We start from the raw sequence: 16,839 nt of genomic DNA on the forward strand, positions 1-16,839 counted from the left end.
AAGTGACGGGAAGGGAATGCCTCCAATTCACACCGAAAGCTTCGCAACAGTCATCAAGATAAGTGTTCATGCCTGTCATGACAGTTGTAAATGATTAGAAATTTCTGATTACATATCGTGTCACTTTCATAAATGTGATATGATATTGAATGTTTATGAATGTAGGAGAGGAGTGTCACAAACATGGCGAGAGAAAAATGGGCCTCAAAGCTCGGTTTTATGCTGGCTGCGATGGGCTCCGCTGTAGGCTTAGGGAACATTTGGCGCTTTTCCTATGTAGCTGGCGAGAGCGGTGGAGGCGCCTTTTTATTGTTATATTTAGTTTTTGTTCTATTAATCGGCATTCCACTATTATTGTCTGAAGTTAGCATCGGGAGAAAAGCCCAAAGCGATGTTGTCGGTGCCTATAAAGAGATAGCCCCGGGGACCCCCTGGTATTTAACTGGTTTTTTCGGCGTTATAAGTTCATTCTTAATTTTAAGTTTTTATGGGGTAGTCGCTGGCTGGTCTATCTATTATTTCTGGAATTATGTGAACGGTCAATTATTCACGAGTCCAGCAGGCGGCTATGGAGCGGCCTTCGAGGGATTCATTGGCCATGCGTGGCACCCCATCGGATGGCATGCGTTTTTTATGATTTTAACGATCCTGATTGTGTATAACGGGGTTAAGAAAGGCATTGAAGCAGCTAACAAGGTGTTTATGCCCACTCTTGCTGTCCTGTTAGTCGCGCTTGCAATCTACAGTTTAACACTGGAAGGAGCGGCAGAAGGGTTAGCGTTTTTATTCCAACCTGACTGGAGTGCTTTGAGTAAACCGTCCATTTATTTGGCGGCGCTTGGTCAAGCCTTCTTCTCACTCAGTTTAGGGATGGGAGCTATGCTGACGTATGGCAGCTATTTATCGAAGGAAAACAAACTTCCTAGTGCTACAGTAGGAATAGGTTTAATGGATACCTTTTTTGCGATTGTTTCGGGGATTATGATCTTCCCGGCTGTGTTCGCTTTTGGCATCCAGCCGTCCTCAGGTCCACCTTTGGCCTTTATCACGCTGCCGAGCATTTTTGAACAAATGCCACTAGGTGGTTTTGTCGGAATCGTCTTTTTCTTCTCATTAGCGTTAGCATCATTATCGTCCTCGGTTTCCATTCTAGAAGTGCCGGTCGCCTACTTTATGCGTGTGTTCAAATGGAGCCGTCATTTCACCAGTGTAATTACAGGGATGGTTATGTTCGTACTTGGCCTAGCTGTATCACTTGGAATGGGCGTCTGGTCAGGCATCACACCGATCGGCGATAATAATATCCTCGATTCTATGGACTACATTGCTTCAAATATCCTGCTTCCACTTGGCGGTCTGTCGATGGCCCTATTCGTCGGCTGGTATCTCACCAAAGATCAAGCGCTTGAGGCGAGCGATATGACTCGATTACCATTGGGGCCGGTTTGGCTTACAATTGTGAAATACGTGGCCCCAGTTATGATCATTCTCATCTTTTTAAATGCGTTAGGATTCATTGGATGATACACCATTTATATCATCGTTCGGTCTCTGTAGCTGAACAGATTTATAACGTTCAAAAAGTGAGTTATGCTCAGGAAGCGCGGTGGATGGAGAATCATTCCCTTCCGCCTTTATCGGAAAAAACCGACGATATTCAAGCCAGCGATGAAACGTTTTGGGGTGTTTATGACGATGATCGTCTCGTGGCTTTTATCGCATTTGAGTCCCTTGATGAAGAAATCCAAATCTGTCGGTTAGCTACGCTTCCAGATTGGATGAATAAAGGGCTTGGAAGGCGTTTATTAAATAGGGTGTTAGACTTGACGGGCATTCGCAAGTTCTTTGTGATGACAGGAAACAACAACCAGCCGGCACTCGGTCTCTACGAGAGCGAGGGATTCAGCCCTGTGAAAGATGTTCAAACAGAAGAAGGGATAACGTTGACAGTGCTCGAATATTATCCTGCTTGAATAATCAAAGCCCCCAGGTATGATACCTGAGGGCTTTGTGCTGGATTGTCACGAAGTTGTCGGATTAAATGAGCGGAGTCAGATGGTATAATAATAAGGACAGTCTAAAGGAATAACGATTGTGGAGATAAGAAGACATGCTGAAGGAGGGGATGGAGTGGCTGTCTCAAATCAAACGGTCTTAACCAAAATGTCCCATGAGATACAAGAAGCGATGGCAAAGCAAGGCGAATCGACTTCATCTGTGCGTGAACATGTTCGTGCTGTACGTTTAATGTGTGATTTGTTATTAGACGAACAAGCACCGCAGGAGTTAAGCCCGTCCGTTCAGGAACCCACTGAAGCAGAGATTCGCAAGATGATGGGGGCTGCACCGCGGAAGACTCAAACTGAAGACAAGAGTCTGGTTAAAACGAGCGGTTCGTCCTTCGATGAAGAAGATGCAAATGGAAATTCGATACTCGATTTTTAAGAGGTGAGCACGTTGAAATTATTTTTTATTCTGGCTGTTATCAATGGATTTGTCTCAGTGGCGCTTGGTGCGTTTGGGGCTCATGGACTAGAAGGGAAGATTTCTGAGAAGGCTTTGAAAACCTGGGAGAAAGCTGTCAATTATCAAATGTTTCACACCATGGCGTTGTTTGTGACCGGATTGTTAATGGGAAAAGTGACAGGCAGCTTGATGACAGGAGCCGGTTGGGCGTTCCTGGTTGGCATTATCTTTTTTTCCGGGAGCCTGTACATGTATGCGCCTACTGGCATTAAAACATTTGCTATGATTACGCCATTAGGCGGCGTTTCATTTTTAGTAGGTTGGATTCTCCTTGGGTATGCATTGATCAAACATTTATAAGAAAAAAAGCGTAGTGGAAAAGATAATAACAATGATAGCTCGCAGCAACTGGCCGAAAAATTCGACGGGTTGCTGTTTTTTTTGAGCCATTAATGCGTCAAACATGAGGCTGACGGCTATGCTGTAAAAGAGAAGTAAGATGAGCCAGGCATGATCAAGTTGGAATAAGGCAACGATTGAAAAGAGAATGACGACTGCCAATGATAATACCTGCAGCTGCTGCCATTTTTGGTGGGGGGCTTTCACGTGATCACCAGCCTTTTACATTCTTGGTAGAGTCGCGCCTCTCATAGACGCGACTCGCAGATTATCTTGGTGTCTATCGGGAAGAACCGCCGTTTCCATAGGGGTAGGAATAGTTCAATTCTTCATTGAACGTAATATAGTCGAGATAAATCATCAGCAGCAAATAACGCAATCCGGTTTCCGGGTCGCTGAGAATAATGTGATCTCGACCCGCAGCTTCGATAATCCCTTTGAAAACTTTTGCATTCCATTGGTCATTATTTTCAAATGTCATATAGACGGTTGCATTTTTTCCCTGATTCATTCGCAAAATATTTTCAATGTAAGACTCTTCACTTGGTAGCATTCCAGCTCCTCCACCGCCGCCCATGGACACCCCTTGAACGCCACTTTGGCCTGGCATGCCACTCTGTTGTCCGGGCATGCCGCTCTGTCCAGGCATACCTCCTTGACCAGGCATGCCACCCTGGGCGGGCATCTGCCCTGGCATCCCGCCTTGAAAACCCTGGATACTGCCGCCTTGTTGATTAGGGAAAAAATAGGGCTGACCAGGATAGTAAGGGGACTGCGGTTGCATGCCCTGCGGGTAGTAAGGCGTTTTAGGCTGTTTATGATTAGCCATTTACATTCACTCCTTTATTTCTCGTATTAATAGACCTGACCACATTCCGAGCGCGTAGGGGCATAAAAACAGTGAGACTTATAACGCCCTACATTCCATTGCCCATACCATTGTTCCGGGCAGGCGCCGTCTGGTCTGAAAAACCACAGTGAGTTTGTTGCTGGGTGATAACGTTTGCCCATGACGACTTTTTTGGCTAAACGTTTATCCTTTTCTCTGGCTCTCTGATAGAAGTAACCTTTTTGTGTTGCCTCGAAGCCTCCGGGACTCTGAAAGACCATCTGACGAACAGAGGTAATGTTGCTGAAGTCAAGACAATCAACACGCACGCGGTTTACGCCCGTGTTTCCCACCATAAGCATGCCAAGTCTTCCATCTCCTTCAGCCTCTGCACGCATCAGCCTTGCTAAAAGCTTCAAGTCTGCTTGGTTATAAGCAATGACAGCCACTGAGTCACCCCACTTCGTACGTTCAATACGCAGCTTCTCTAACACTATATGTGACGCTTATCCTCCTTATGAAAAAATTTAGCCAGGGGGAGTCTTATTAGGAGCGTTTACTGGTTTTAAGCCATAAAAAAGTCCGGTCAGATTGAGCATCTGACCGGACGGGTATCGTCCATTATACATGTAAGAATTGTGGTACAGCTTCCGGTTGTAGTAAATTTCCAATATAAAACGAACCGAAATCTCCGTAACGTGCGGTGACTTCATCAAAACGCATTTCGTAAACGAGCTTTTTGAACTGTAGAACATCGTGAGCGAAGAGCGTCACGCCCCATTCCCAGTCATCAAACCCGATTGAGCCCGTAATAATCTGACGCACTTTCCCGGCATATTGACGCCCGGTCATCCCGTGGGCGTACATGAGCTTGCCGCGTTCGTCCTTCTCTAGCATGTACCAATTATCATTTCCCTGTCTGCGCTTGTCCATAGGATAAAAGCAGATATGATTCCATTTGGGAAGGATCGGTTTCAAGCGGGCCTGCATCTCCGGATCAGTGTCCGGGTCTTTATCACTGCCCATATAATTTGAGAGCTCAACGACGGAGACGTATGAATAGCGTGGCGCTGTAAATTCGGCCAGCTTTGATTTATTAAACGCGGTCTCGATTTCATTCAGTTCTTCCATCGTAGGGCGAAGAATCATCATCATGAAATCAGCTTTCTGGCCCACGATCGAGTATAAAGCGTGGCTGCCCTGTTTATTCTTTTCAGTCTGCTCCCATTTTCCGATCAGTTGCTGGAACTCATAAATGGCTTGCTCGCGTTCTTCGCTTGATGCGTGTTTCCATGCAGTCCAATCCATTGAACGAAAATCGTGTAAGCAATACCATCCATCAAATGTTACAACGGCTTCAGGCATAAGTGCATTCGCTCCTTTATAGCATTCATTACTTAATTGATTCTCATGTTAATATAACACAAACAGGATTGCTGTATCAGTCCGGACCGCTTCAATACGCATGACAACTTCTTGAACAATGATCAAGCAGGTAAGAAAAGGGCAAGCTAATAGGGAGGCGTCCAAGAATATTACACCTGTTGTGTTCTTATGTTTTAACTAGGGCGTGAATGAGGGGCCGTTATCCTAAAGAAGAGAGGGGGTGGATTTGAAACAATTATCTTTTCGCGGGGAAACGGGCAAGTAAAGGCTTTAGATACTGTTAAAATCCTCCCTCGTTTCTGTATGAGGAGTCGAGTCACGTCATTCTCAGGTATCCTTTATATCCTCCAGCTCAGTTTTACTCCGTATGCCGCTGAAAAAAAGCATCTTCTATGTGGGAGCGTATCATGTCGATGGGGGTGGATTTGAAACTGCGAGACTCCCGCGGGAAAAGGAGCTCGGCGAGACCCCACAGGGAGCGTAGCGAGCGAGGAGGCTTGCCGGTTCCCCGCAGGAAAGCGAGTAGTTTCAAATCCACCCCCTATCTCTTTATAGAGTAACAGTACTCGGGAACATTTATAACTTTTCATAATACACAAAAGGTATTATCATATATAACAGAAATCATATGGGAGGTAAAAGTATGAGCGATCTTTTCGATATATTGAAAGAAAAAATACAACCAGAGAACAAGAAAGTTGTGTTTCCAGAGGGGTTGGATGAGCGTATCTTAAGAGCTTCCGGGAAATTAGGAGCAGAAGGAACGCTGAAACCTGTACTAATTGGAAATAAGAAAGAAGTGCAACAGAAAGCTAATGAATTGGAAATTGACATCGCCACATCCGATATATTAGATCCGAAACGTTACAGTCAGATAGACGAGATGGTGGCAAGCTTTGTAGACAGAAGAAAAGGCAAAGTCACCGAAACAGAAGCCAGAGATTTGCTTCAGGATGAGAACTATTTCGGCACTATGCTTGTTTATATGGGGGAAGCTGATGGTCTTGTCAGCGGTGCGGCTCATTCCACGGCGGATACCGTAAGGCCGGCGCTGCAGATCATTAAGACAAAGCCTGGTATAAAGAAAACCTCTGGCGTGTTCATCATGGTGCGGGATGAAGAAAAGTATGTGTTTGCTGATTGCGCCATTAATATGAACCCGGACGCCCAAGACCTTGCTGAAATCGCATTAGCTAGTGCTGAAACCGCTGAACTATTTGATGTAGATCCGCGAATCGCGATGCTAAGCTTTTCCACAAAAGGGTCGGCGCAATCACCGGAAACCGAAAAAGTGACTGATGCGGTCAAATTGGCCCAAGAACAAAACCGCGATCTCGTGATTGACGGCGAGTTTCAATTCGATGCTGCGTTCGTGCCTTCTGTGGCAGAAAAGAAAGCTCCAGATTCTCCATTGAAAGGCGCAGCCAACACGTTTATTTTTCCGAGCTTGGAAGCTGGGAATATTGGTTATAAAATTGCCCAGAGATTAGGCAACTTTGATGCCGTTGGTCCAGTTTTGCAAGGGTTGAATCAGCCGGTTAACGATCTTTCTCGCGGGTGCCATTCCGATGATGTGTATAAGTTAGCGATTATTACAGCTGCTCAATCTCTTGATTAACTCATACGAATTAGAGACTGGGACAAAACTGAATAAAACACAAAAGTTCCGAACAATCCCAACGAAATTGTTCGGAATTTTTGTGTTTCAAGGAAGACGTTCCATAACCGCTCCGCCAAAACACTCCGCTTTCCACGGGCACGGCCTCAGCTTCCTCAGAAAGCAAAAAACGCTTTCCTGCGGGATCTTCGGCTCGCGCTGTTCCAGTAGGAGTCTTCGTGTTTTGACTACGCTCATGAGCAGAGTTGATTTAATATACGTTCCAATGTTCGTGGCTCAGATAAATCTCAGCGTTCATTTTTTATAAATTTTGCTTTTTTGCCATTATGAAAGAATGTTTTTATGAACAATCAACAACAAACATAGTACGGTTAAAAAAATTGGGTGAAACGAGGCGCTTATGCTCGTAATGCTTTATGATTGCGGTCGATCATGTGTGCCAATCGTTTTTCAAAGTCTTTGTGTTCGTCTTCGTTAAGCGAATAGGAAGTGAGTTCCCCTGACAGCTCTTGCAGTGCAGATAAAATTCTGTTTCTTACGTCGCGAACGGTCCAATTTTTTCCGAGCAATTCGTTCATCGAGGCCATGACCTCGGGATTGATTTCAGGGTACTCAAAGCGGGTCGCGGCTTCTTTCTTTCCGATTTCGTAAAATCGTTTCAGTATCCGTGCGCGTTCCTTTCCGCTTCCGGTGACATCAAGGTAAATTTGTACAGCTGACCCCTGTTTGACCCGGCGTTGTGAAATACCGGCGAATTTTTTCCCGTTAATGCTGAGGTCATAGGTGCCGGGACAATAGGAGTCGGGGATTTCATAGGCTTCGATGTCATTTGTCACATCTCTGAACACATAACGCGTAAAGTCCACCATGGCGTTATAGCCTTCGTGAATATTGACCTCTTTGGAGTCAGGGAAGATGAGGGAGAGGTTTAGTACACCTTCATCCAATAGGACGGCAAGTCCCCCTGAATTACGGACAATGACACGATAGTTTTCTGACTCCAAGTAATCAACAGCTTCAGAGATGTAAGGAAGCCGTGCATCCGGGATGCCGAGCACGACCGTTTTATCATGAACCCATATCCGGGCAGTGGTGGGGGAGGTGTGATTTCCTACCGAAATGGATAACGCGTCATCTGCTGCAAATGAGTGTAAAGGTGAAAAGTCAGGACCAAGCTCACTTTGATCTATGAATCGATAGTGTGATGGTGTTAATAATGGGTGGATCGTTGTCATGTCTTCTGCTCCTTTAACGTTCAATAACCGAGCTGATGTATGGGCAGGAATACTTTCCTGCGTTTGGGGCCAAGGCTGACTCAGATGTATTTGTAAACCTTTACCTTAAATCGAGTTGAAACTACGATATAACCTGCTATATTGGTGAATAGAATAGCAACCATGCTCGCAAATGCTGCTCCGTTAATGCCATATTCAGGTATTAATACAAAATTCAAAGCAATATTCATAATGACAGCGCAAAAATTAGCATACATTTGAAATTTGGGCTTCCCTGTCATTGATAACATCAGCCATACACTGCCAACAGCAACGTTTATGAGTTGCGCCACATTCCTCATAAGCAAAGCTGTTTTTCCTGCCACTACTTCTTCGCCAAAGACCCATAGGATAAAATCATCAAAGATGACGATGGTAGCAAAATATAGGGCAGCCAGGGCGGCTAAAGCCCGTGTCGAGTTGACATAAATTCGTCTTAACTCTTCAAGTTTATTGTTATGATATAAGTCTGCTATTTTAGGAGCAAACACGGTATTGAATACAAACAAGAATATGGAGATCGTACTAGAGATTTGAAACGTAATCTGATATACGCCAACATCTTGCTTGGTGGCCATGCTTCCGAGCATTAAAATATCGACTTTATTGATGATGGTTGCCATCAATGTTGCAAAAAGTAAAGGAAATGAATATTTTAAGTGCCCCATATCAAAATGAATTTTTTGAAACTTGCCCTTTTGATGAAGGATATAAATGAGATTTGAGAATAAGAACGATAGATAAACAGCGATTGCAATACTGTATTCGTTTTGCCCAATCAGGAAATAGCATAGGATGACAAAGACTACCCTCAGCAAAATGGCCATAAACCCATTGATAAAATAGAATTCTTTGATTTTTCCCTCAGTGCGGTATAAAGCAAAGAACAGTTGCTCTGAAGAAACCAGCCAAATTAAAGGCAGTACAAACCAAATATACGGATCGTTGTATATAAACCCGCCAATAATCGTTAAGCCAACCGCAAGAATAAAATTGACCACAAAGCTGAATGAGACATGCAAATACTTATTTCTTGGAATGGAATACATCATCCCATTATCAAGGCCTGCTCTGGCAACGATCATAAGGATCGTGACTATTGTAAAAGCATGCGTGTATACTCCAAATAGTTCGACCCCGTAAATCCTTGTACATATTAAGGAAAATAATAAAGAAAAAATCATGTAGGAAATTCTACCGAAGAATGATTCAACTAACTTTTGTAAAAAATTGCTTTGTTTGAAATACGTGATGATATCTTTAAACGACATGGGTACGCCTCCATTGTACTTACCGTACATAGTGCCAGTATGGTTTACGAGTATGAACTATTTGGGATAGTTAAATTTAGACAGGTCGTCTCCTACGATTGCTTCAAGGTTTCGGTTGCTTTCCTTATAATACTCTTTAATATATTGCTCAGTGGATTTATCTAAACTGCTTTTTTTCGAGTTGATGATGTTAGAGAGCTCAAATTTATACAGGATTTTTTTCATGCCTTTATATAATAAAGGTAGATTCATGATCCCTTTTTTATTGATTGGATCTTTACCGTAAAAATGGTTGAAAATTCGAGCGATCCGTAAAGAAATGGTGGAGTAACTCGGGTTCTCTTGCTTGTCCACAAGTTTATTTAAATCCTCTAACCTGGATAAGCCCAGTTCTTCCAACATATTGTTATAATATTCTCGGTCTTTTCTAGCTTTCTCATAAATAAACACGTGTACGTTGTCAGGACCAAACAGTTTGATGTAGTAGTTTATCAATTGATCATATTCAAAGTGCGTGAATGAAAATTGAGGGAAGCGATGGTTCGCACCGCCATTGTCATAGAGGTATTTTTTTAAGCCGAACGTGCCCCCCTTTTTGACGTATTGTTTGTAAACAGAATCGATCATACTGACCTGGTTTCTAACAGTGATGACAATATGGGCATCCGGCATGGTTTTATAAATACGGTCGGCTACTTCTTTTGACAAATAGCCGCCATTCCCGCCTGTATGGATGTTACCGGAAAGTTCTTCATCAGAGAAAACAAGCGCTTTTTGGTTTGGATCAAGCTGTTCTAATAAGCGGTTGATTTCCTTTTTTGTTTTCTCTACATCAAAAAACAACGAGCCGATTCTTAAAAAAAGCCGTTGCGTGATCGGTCTGTTTACATAGAAAATTTCCGGGTGTTCTGGGAATAAGACATTCTGCAAGAAAGTAGTGCCTGTTTTATGGTAACCAATATGCACAATCTTTTGTTTACTCTCCATGGTGATTTACCTCCCGTAAATAGGTTCGTCAGAGTGCAACGTTTTTATGGGCGAATTCAATTATCGGTAAGATGGCCGTTACAAGTGTGGATTAATAGCGTCGAGAGAAACGTTCAATTCGATTCATTGATTGATTATATCATAGACTAACTTTCATTAGAATCATGCTCTAAAATAGCTTTGCGGGAGTTATGTGCATTTTAAATGCTAAGTTACACCGTTATTGTGACTGATGCTATAGAATTGATCTCGAGGGAAAGAAGGGTACCCTAACTGTTCAGGGAAAACAAACTTAATTGTCAAGCCGTTTTTTAAAAGTGGGAAAAGGTATATAATAGAAGAAAATGTCGTCAGAAAGGATTAACGCCATGGCGTACCGCGATGAAAAATTAAGTGAAGAAAAGGTATTTAAAGATCCTGTCCATCGCTACATCCACGTTCGGGATCAAGTCATTTGGGATTTGATCGGGGCTCCTGAATTTCAGCGGCTTCGGCGTATCAAGCAGCTCGGGACTTCTTATTTGACCTTTCATGGCGCAGAGCATAGTCGGTTTAACCACTCGCTCGGTGTCTATGAAATTGTCCGTCGTATTTTAGATAATTTTCACGATCGTCCGAATTGGAATCCTGATGAACGGTTACTATGTCTTTGTGCAGCGCTCCTGCACGATTTAGGACATGGTCCATTTTCACATTCATTTGAAAAAGTCTTCAAACTTGATCATGAGGATTTCACGCAGGCTGTTATATTAGGGGATACCAAAATTAATAAAATTCTATCTCAAGTCGATGAAGGCTTCCCGCAAAACGTTGCTGATATCATCAATAAAACGTACCATAATAAATTGGTCGTCAGTTTGATTTCCAGTCAGATCGATGCGGACCGTATGGATTATCTCCAGCGTGATGCTTACTTCACGGGAGTGAGCTACGGTCATTTTGATATGGAAAGGATTCTGCGTGTCATGCGACCGATGGAGGACCAGGTGGTTGTGAAGCAGAGCGGGATGCATGCGGTAGAAGACTATATTATGAGCCGTTATCAAATGTACTGGCAAGTTTACTTTCACCCCGTTACCCGTAGTGCCGAAGTGATTCTATCCAAAATCCTTCATCGAGCCAAGGAGCTTTACGAGGAAGGTTACACGTTCAAACTGAAGCCGACTCATTTTGTCTCGTTTTTCTCAGAGTCACCCAGTCTACAAGAGTATTTGGAACTCGATGAATCGATTGCGATGTACTACTTTCAAATATGGGTGAATGAAGATGACGCGATTTTAAGCGACTTATGTGAACGCTTCGTGAACCGCCGCTTGTTCAAATACATTGAATTTAATCCTAACCTGCAAATGAATGCATGGATGGAATTATACCGCCTGTTTACAAAAGCAGGTCTGAATCCCGATTACTATTTAGTTGTTGATTCAAGTTCTGACCTTCCATATGACTTTTACCGTCCGGGTGAAGAAGGCGAACGTCTGCCGATTCATTTGTTGATGCCGAATCAGGAATTGAAAGAACTCTCACGGGAATCAGAGATTGTTGAATCGATTTCCGGAAAAAAACGGACCGACCATAAACTCTACTTCCCCCTTGACCGCCTGGAAGAGATGTCGGATCGAAGTAAAACGAAAAAACGGATCATGGAAATATTGTTCGAATAGGAGCTGAGCACGAATGCTTGAAAAGCATGCCAAGCTAATGCAGTTTTTTTCAAATAGTGATGAGATAATCGGTCGGAAACGACTACAAAAAATGATCTACATACTGAAAAAGTGTGATATCCCTTTCGAGGAACGCTATCAATTTCATTTTTACGGCCCGTACTCAGAAGAATTGACATTAAGAATCGAAGAGATGGGGAACCTCGGTTTCCTCAACGAAATAAAGGAAGACAAAAAGAACTATTCTCAATATCGCTATCAACTGACGGACGCTGGATGTGAGTTTCTTGACCATTACCATATGGACCTCCCGCCGATGAACCGTCATATCCAGTTGATGAAAGAGAAAAGTTCCCGCTTTCTTGAGTTGGTGTCAACGCTGTTGTTCTTTGAGCAGCTGCCTAAAGCGGAAATTACTGAAAAAGTCTTCACTGTTAAAGGGAAGCAGAATTACAATGAAGAGGATATAGCTGAGGCATGGGCGTTTATCGCTCAATTACGCCAAATCGGAGCGTAACATGTACGGCACGGATTACAAATAAAGAGTAAATGAGAACGCTTGGATTTAATGTCCAAGCGTTTTTTTGTTATGTGCCCAATGAGTTTGGGGAAAGAAGCGACCGAGGATACGGCTAGGATCTCTTGCAGAAATGATGGGAAAATTAATAGAAGTATTGGGACTTTGCATAGATGAATATCGTCTATAGTATGATTCATAACCCGTTTTTGTAGGGGGATAAAGGAAAAAAGTCGCCATGATTCACCAATTTTTATCAGATAATTGTAAATTTTGCAATACTCATTTAAAATAAAGCAATATAAATAGATACGTTTCTTGGGGGGTCATTATGAGGTTGTTAAAGTTTCTAGGGTACTATGTGCTGGGGATGGTTGGCATTCTATTAATCAGTCCTTCTCCTGCCTTGTTTCAGAACGACAGTTTTTTTAATATAGTCGGCTATACGCAGGCGCTCGGGGAATTAATTAGTAAACTGTTCGCTCCTGGAGAGTGGGTCTATTATTTTAAAGGCCAGCCTGAGCCGTTACTGACGTTTTTGTGGGAGCCTTATTCCTATTCAATGACGATATTTTTAGGGGCCATCCTGCTCGGTTTTTTCATCGCCTTTATCTTAGCGCTTTCTACAACTTTTCTCCCATCATGGGCCCGAAAGCCGTTGGCGAAAGTGCTGGATATATTCGAAGCCATCCCTGATTTACTGCTCGCCTTCAGCATTCAATTGTTCATCGTTTTTATTTATAAGCAGACGAACGTGCTTGTCGCCCAATTTACAACCCTTGGGCAGGAAAAAATCTATTGGCTGCCGATTATAGCGCTTGCTGTTTTGCCGATGATTTCACTGTATAAAGTGATTTTGATGCAAATAGATGAAGAAATGACCAAATCTTATGTCAGCATGGCTAAAAGTAAAGGGCTTGAGCATTACGTCATTTTAAATGTGCATGTGCTGCGGAATATAACTAAGAGTGTATTCTATCATTCTAAGATCATTATGTGGGCGGCCCTATCAAGCTTGTTGATCATCGAATACATATTTAATATCAATGGGATCACCTCAGCGTTTCAGGCAGATTTTCGTCCGATTGTAACGTTGGTCATTCTGTTTATGCTATTCACGCCGTTTTTCCTTTTCTATCAAGGCGTGGAAACGTTTGTGTTCAAGGAGAGGGACGTAGCTGAAGAGGCGAATTTAAGAATGAACCGCTTCATGGGCAGGCCGAGCTTTAAACCGGGCGGCAAGTGGTTCAAACGGACGCTGAAAGAGGTGTTTGCGCATTTTAAAAATGTGAAGTTCCTCTTTGGTTTTGTCATTATAGGGGGGATGCTGCTGACCAGTATCATCTATACATGGACAGCGGAACCGCTGGTTGAGCAAACCTTTCATGTGTATGATGATCACGATAGGTTAGTAGGTGCAGCCCCTATTTCACATGAGCACCTCTTTCTTGGCACAAATCCACTTGGATACCACGTGTTTGATCAACTCTTAGTAGGAGCAAAATATACGATATTTTTTGCGTTGATCATTGCGCTGCTTCGGATCGTGCTCGGATTTATCCTGGCGGTTCCGTTTGCCTTTTTCCTGCCGAGTAACATACAGCGGGTTGTTGAAAAACTTGTTGATAGCATGCATTTTCTACCGCTTACGGTTATCGCCTTAATTCTGCTTCGTCCGGTGCTATGGATGCCGCAGGGCGGGTTTGAAACGACGGAGACTGAAAGGATCATATACCAATTGGTCGTTCTGACAATTCTCGTTGTACCCCTTGTGATGACCCTCTTAGGTAATGAAATGAAACTCATCATGAAAGAAGAGTTTGTGATGAGTACGAAAATTTTGGGAGGTAGTTCGGTTCATTTGTTATGGCGTCATTTACTCCCGCATTTAAGTGCGCGCTTAGGCGTACTTTTCGGTCAGCAATTCATTCAAACGTTACTCGTCTTTATCCACCTCGGTGTTTTCTCGCTCTATTTCGGAGGAACGGATGTGGATTACAGCCCCATGCAATCGGATCCACCGCAATCGACGACATACGAATGGTCCGGTTTGATTGGTGCTGCAAAAAACTCATTGATGACAGGGCAGTGGTGGCTTGTCGTCCCCGCCTTGATTTGTTTTATGATTCTAATCGTGGCGATGCAGTTTATCATCCAAGGAATTAAAGAGGTGCAACAGCAACGTGTAGGCGTTCCGATTGAGCAAAATGGCTGGCTGAAACGTCTTTTCAATCGCAAGAAAACCTCTGAAAAAGCACCTGAGAAGCAGCCAGCTGAGTCCGATCTAGTGTTTATGAATTCAGAACACTCCAGGCATGGTTAAAGGTTTCAATGGTGATTGAAAGGGGGGGGAGATGTGAGACTACTGACATTTATCGGGAATTTTATACTGGGTGTTGCAGGCATCATGTTAATCAGTGCAGCGCCTGCCTTATTCAAGAATGGTCAGTTTTTTAACATCTCGGCTTACACAGAAGGACTGGCCAAATTAGTGGGAACAGCCTTCCATCCTGAAGATTGGCTGTATGTCTATAAAGGTAGCCATGAGCCTTTATTTCAATTTCTGTGGGATCCTTACTCGTATTCAATGACGCTCTTTTTAGGCGGCGTCGTGCTTGCCCTCGTTATGGCATTTTTACTTGCCCTCGGGACCTTGTTCCTCCCGAAGTGGGCGAAAAGTGTGGTAACGAAGCTATTGAATATTTTGGAGGCGCTGCCCGATTTGCTGCTTGCCGTCATGATCCAAATGCTTATCGTGTATATGTATAAACAAACGGATATCCTGGTCATGCAAGTGGCTACAGTGGGGCAGGAAAAGATTTATTGGCTCCCCATCGTGACGTTAGCCATTGTGCCGATGGTGTCATTCTATAAGTTAATCCTTCTACTATTGGAAGAAGAAATGACGAAGCCTTATGTCAGTTTAGCGAGGAGTAAGGGTCTTGAGGCGTTAACAATTATCAATGTCCACATGTTGCGGAACATCATGAAAAACATTTTCTATCATTCAAAGGTCATTGTATGGGCAGCGCTTTCGAGCTTGCTTGTCATCGAATACATATTCAATATCAACGGCATCACCACGTATTTTATTGATGGCTTCACACCTATTGCGACAGCAGGAATATTGTTAATGATCTTCACTCCTTTTTTTGTTATCTACCAGGGGATTGAATTGTTCCTCTTTAAAGAAGGCAAAATGCCACAAGCCCAGCCTGTTAAAATGAATCGGTTTGCTGAGGGAACCTTTTGGCGGGTTAGAAAACCTGGCTTGCGAACTGCTTTCAAGGACAGTTTCGCTTACTTTAAGAATGTACCATTTTTATGTGGTTTTTTCCTGATAGGTGGCCTGTTAGTTTGGAGTATCGTTTACACGTTTACCGCTGAACCGCTTATCGATCAATATTTTCAGATATACAATGATGAGGGTGAACTGGTGAGTTCTGCACCACATAGTCCGGCGTATTTATTTTTAGGGACGAGTGAGCTGGGATTCAGTATTTTTGATCAATTGGTCGTGGGGGCTAAGTATACGATCATCTTTGCGCTGTTAATCGCCTTATTAAGAGTCTTTTTCGGTTTTTTGCTGGCGATTCCCTATGCTTTTTTCCTGCCTGAAAAAGTCAGAGGCCCTATTGATAAAATTGTAGACAGTATGCACTTTCTCCCGCTTACCATCATCGCATTCCTCTTGTTGTATCCTGTGTTATGGATGCCGCAAGGAGGGTTTACCACATCTCAGTCAGAAAGGATTGTATACCAGATCCTTGTGCTGGCCATTCTCGTTCTCCCTTTGATGATGACTTTATTCGGAAATGAAATGAGGCTTCTCATGAGACAGGAATTCGTTGCTAGTACAAAGGTGCTTGGAGGCAGCTCCCTCCATTTATTAAGGCGTCACCTATTGCCTCACCTTCGTGCTCGTATAGGGATCGTGTTCGGTCAGCAATTCATCCAAACCTTGCTTATTTTTATTCATCTCGGTTTGTTCAACCTTTATTTCGGCGGGACTAAAGTCAGTTATGATCCAGATTTTCCAGATCCACCTCAATCGACGACTTATGAATGGTCAGGTTTAATCGGAGCCTCCAAAAATTCCTTGATGACCGGGAGGTGGTGGTACATCATTCCGGCACTGGTGGGGTTTATGCTGTTGATCCTGGCGATGCAAATGATCATTAAAGGAATAAAAGATGTTCAGCAAGTGCGCGTGGGCGTTTCCACCGAACGTTCACATTGGTGGTCACGGCTTAAAGCATGGCGGTCAAAGCAGGAGAAACAAAAGGAAGCTGTCACGGAAAGTCCAGGGGTACATGATTTTGAACGACTGGACCGGCGTCGAACGCATAATTCGTATTTATAGCCACAATTGGACACAGCCAAAACCCCCGGGTTCACGTTACGAACCGCGGGGGTTTTGGCTGCCTG

General features: G+C 43.4%; 16 protein-coding genes. 9 read left to right on the forward strand and 7 right to left on the reverse strand.

Annotation, left to right across the window (positions count from 1 at the left end; translation table 11 throughout):
• Nucleotides 1-183: 183 nt before the first annotated feature.
• The 4 genes from HOP45_RS04655 to HOP45_RS04670 all read left to right on the forward strand — a co-directional run bounded on the left by HOP45_RS04655 (nt 184) and on the right by HOP45_RS04670 (nt 2,826).
• The gene (locus tag HOP45_RS04655; protein ID WP_181347742.1) at nt 184-1,524 is read left to right on the forward strand and encodes a sodium-dependent transporter; all 1,341 of its coding nucleotides are present in this window, start codon (nt 184-186) and stop codon (nt 1,522-1,524) included.
• Entirely contained in the window at nt 1,521-1,973 is a 453-nt protein-coding gene (locus tag HOP45_RS04660; protein ID WP_181347743.1) for a GNAT family N-acetyltransferase, read from the forward strand. The genes HOP45_RS04655 and HOP45_RS04660 overlap by 4 nt, the downstream gene beginning before the upstream one ends.
• 157 nt (nt 1,974-2,130) lie before the next feature.
• Nucleotides 2,131-2,445, forward strand: coding sequence for a YwdI family protein (locus tag HOP45_RS04665; protein ID WP_181347744.1), 315 nt, complete (start codon nt 2,131-2,133; stop codon nt 2,443-2,445).
• Nucleotides 2,446-2,457: 12 nt separating this feature from the next.
• Nucleotides 2,458-2,826, forward strand: a complete 369-nt coding sequence (locus tag HOP45_RS04670; RefSeq protein WP_181347745.1) for a DUF423 domain-containing protein — start codon at nt 2,458-2,460, stop codon at nt 2,824-2,826.
• Here HOP45_RS04670 and HOP45_RS04675 read toward each other — a convergent pair.
• From HOP45_RS04675 to hemQ, 4 genes are all read right to left on the reverse strand, one after another.
• A complete protein-coding gene (locus HOP45_RS04675; protein WP_181347746.1) occupies nt 2,821-3,072 on the reverse strand; it encodes a hypothetical protein in 252 nt (83 codons plus the stop codon). The genes HOP45_RS04670 and HOP45_RS04675 overlap by 6 nt on opposite strands.
• 73 nt (nt 3,073-3,145) lie before the next feature.
• Nucleotides 3,146-3,694 carry a spore coat protein GerQ gene (gene gerQ / locus HOP45_RS04680; protein WP_181347747.1) on the reverse strand — a complete coding sequence of 183 codons (549 nt, stop codon included), beginning with the start codon at nt 3,692-3,694 and terminating at the stop codon, nt 3,146-3,148.
• 26 nt (nt 3,695-3,720) lie between these two features.
• Nucleotides 3,721-4,143, reverse strand: coding sequence for a cell wall hydrolase (locus tag HOP45_RS04685; protein ID WP_181347748.1), 423 nt, complete (start codon nt 4,141-4,143; stop codon nt 3,721-3,723).
• A gap of 172 nt (nt 4,144-4,315) precedes the next feature.
• Nucleotides 4,316-5,059 carry a hydrogen peroxide-dependent heme synthase gene (gene hemQ, locus HOP45_RS04690; protein WP_181347749.1) on the reverse strand — a complete coding sequence of 248 codons (744 nt, stop codon included), beginning with the start codon at nt 5,057-5,059 and terminating at the stop codon, nt 4,316-4,318.
• 664 nt (nt 5,060-5,723) lie between these two features.
• Between hemQ and pta the strand changes: the two genes are divergently transcribed.
• On the forward strand, nt 5,724-6,698 hold the full coding sequence (pta, locus tag HOP45_RS04695; RefSeq protein WP_181347750.1) for a phosphate acetyltransferase: 975 nt from the start codon (nt 5,724-5,726) through the stop codon (nt 6,696-6,698).
• 398 nt (nt 6,699-7,096) lie between these two features.
• On the opposite strand, the gene HOP45_RS04700 is transcribed toward pta, so the two are convergent.
• The 3 genes from HOP45_RS04700 to HOP45_RS04710 all read right to left on the reverse strand — a co-directional run bounded on the left by HOP45_RS04700 (nt 7,097) and on the right by HOP45_RS04710 (nt 10,230).
• Nucleotides 7,097-7,933 carry a lipoate--protein ligase family protein gene (locus tag HOP45_RS04700; protein WP_181347751.1) on the reverse strand — a complete coding sequence of 279 codons (837 nt, stop codon included), beginning with the start codon at nt 7,931-7,933 and terminating at the stop codon, nt 7,097-7,099.
• A gap of 80 nt (nt 7,934-8,013) precedes the next feature.
• Nucleotides 8,014-9,243, reverse strand: a complete 1,230-nt coding sequence (locus HOP45_RS04705; RefSeq protein ID WP_181347752.1) for an MATE family efflux transporter — start codon at nt 9,241-9,243, stop codon at nt 8,014-8,016.
• Nucleotides 9,244-9,300: 57 nt separating this feature from the next.
• A complete protein-coding gene (locus HOP45_RS04710) occupies nt 9,301-10,230 on the reverse strand; it encodes a hypothetical protein (protein WP_181347753.1) in 930 nt (309 codons plus the stop codon).
• Nucleotides 10,231-10,598: 368 nt separating this feature from the next.
• Here HOP45_RS04710 and HOP45_RS04715 point away from each other — a divergent pair, with 368 nt between their 5' ends.
• From HOP45_RS04715 to HOP45_RS04730, 4 genes are all read left to right on the forward strand, one after another.
• On the forward strand, nt 10,599-11,894 hold the full coding sequence (locus HOP45_RS04715; RefSeq protein ID WP_181347754.1) for an HD domain-containing protein: 1,296 nt from the start codon (nt 10,599-10,601) through the stop codon (nt 11,892-11,894).
• Between the two features lie 13 nt (nt 11,895-11,907).
• Nucleotides 11,908-12,411, forward strand: coding sequence for a YwgA family protein (locus HOP45_RS04720; protein ID WP_181347755.1), 504 nt, complete (start codon nt 11,908-11,910; stop codon nt 12,409-12,411).
• A 331-nt stretch (nt 12,412-12,742) separates the two neighbouring features.
• Entirely contained in the window at nt 12,743-14,734 is a 1,992-nt protein-coding gene (locus HOP45_RS04725; protein WP_181347756.1) for an ABC transporter permease subunit, read from the forward strand.
• A gap of 33 nt (nt 14,735-14,767) precedes the next feature.
• On the forward strand, nt 14,768-16,774 hold the full coding sequence (locus tag HOP45_RS04730; protein ID WP_181347757.1) for an ABC transporter permease subunit: 2,007 nt from the start codon (nt 14,768-14,770) through the stop codon (nt 16,772-16,774).
• Nucleotides 16,775-16,839 lie beyond the last annotated feature (65 nt).

It is taken from the genome of Thalassobacillus sp. CUG 92003, assembly GCF_013618635.1.
Taxonomy (GTDB): Bacteria; Bacillota; Bacilli; order Bacillales; family Halobacillaceae; genus CUG-92003.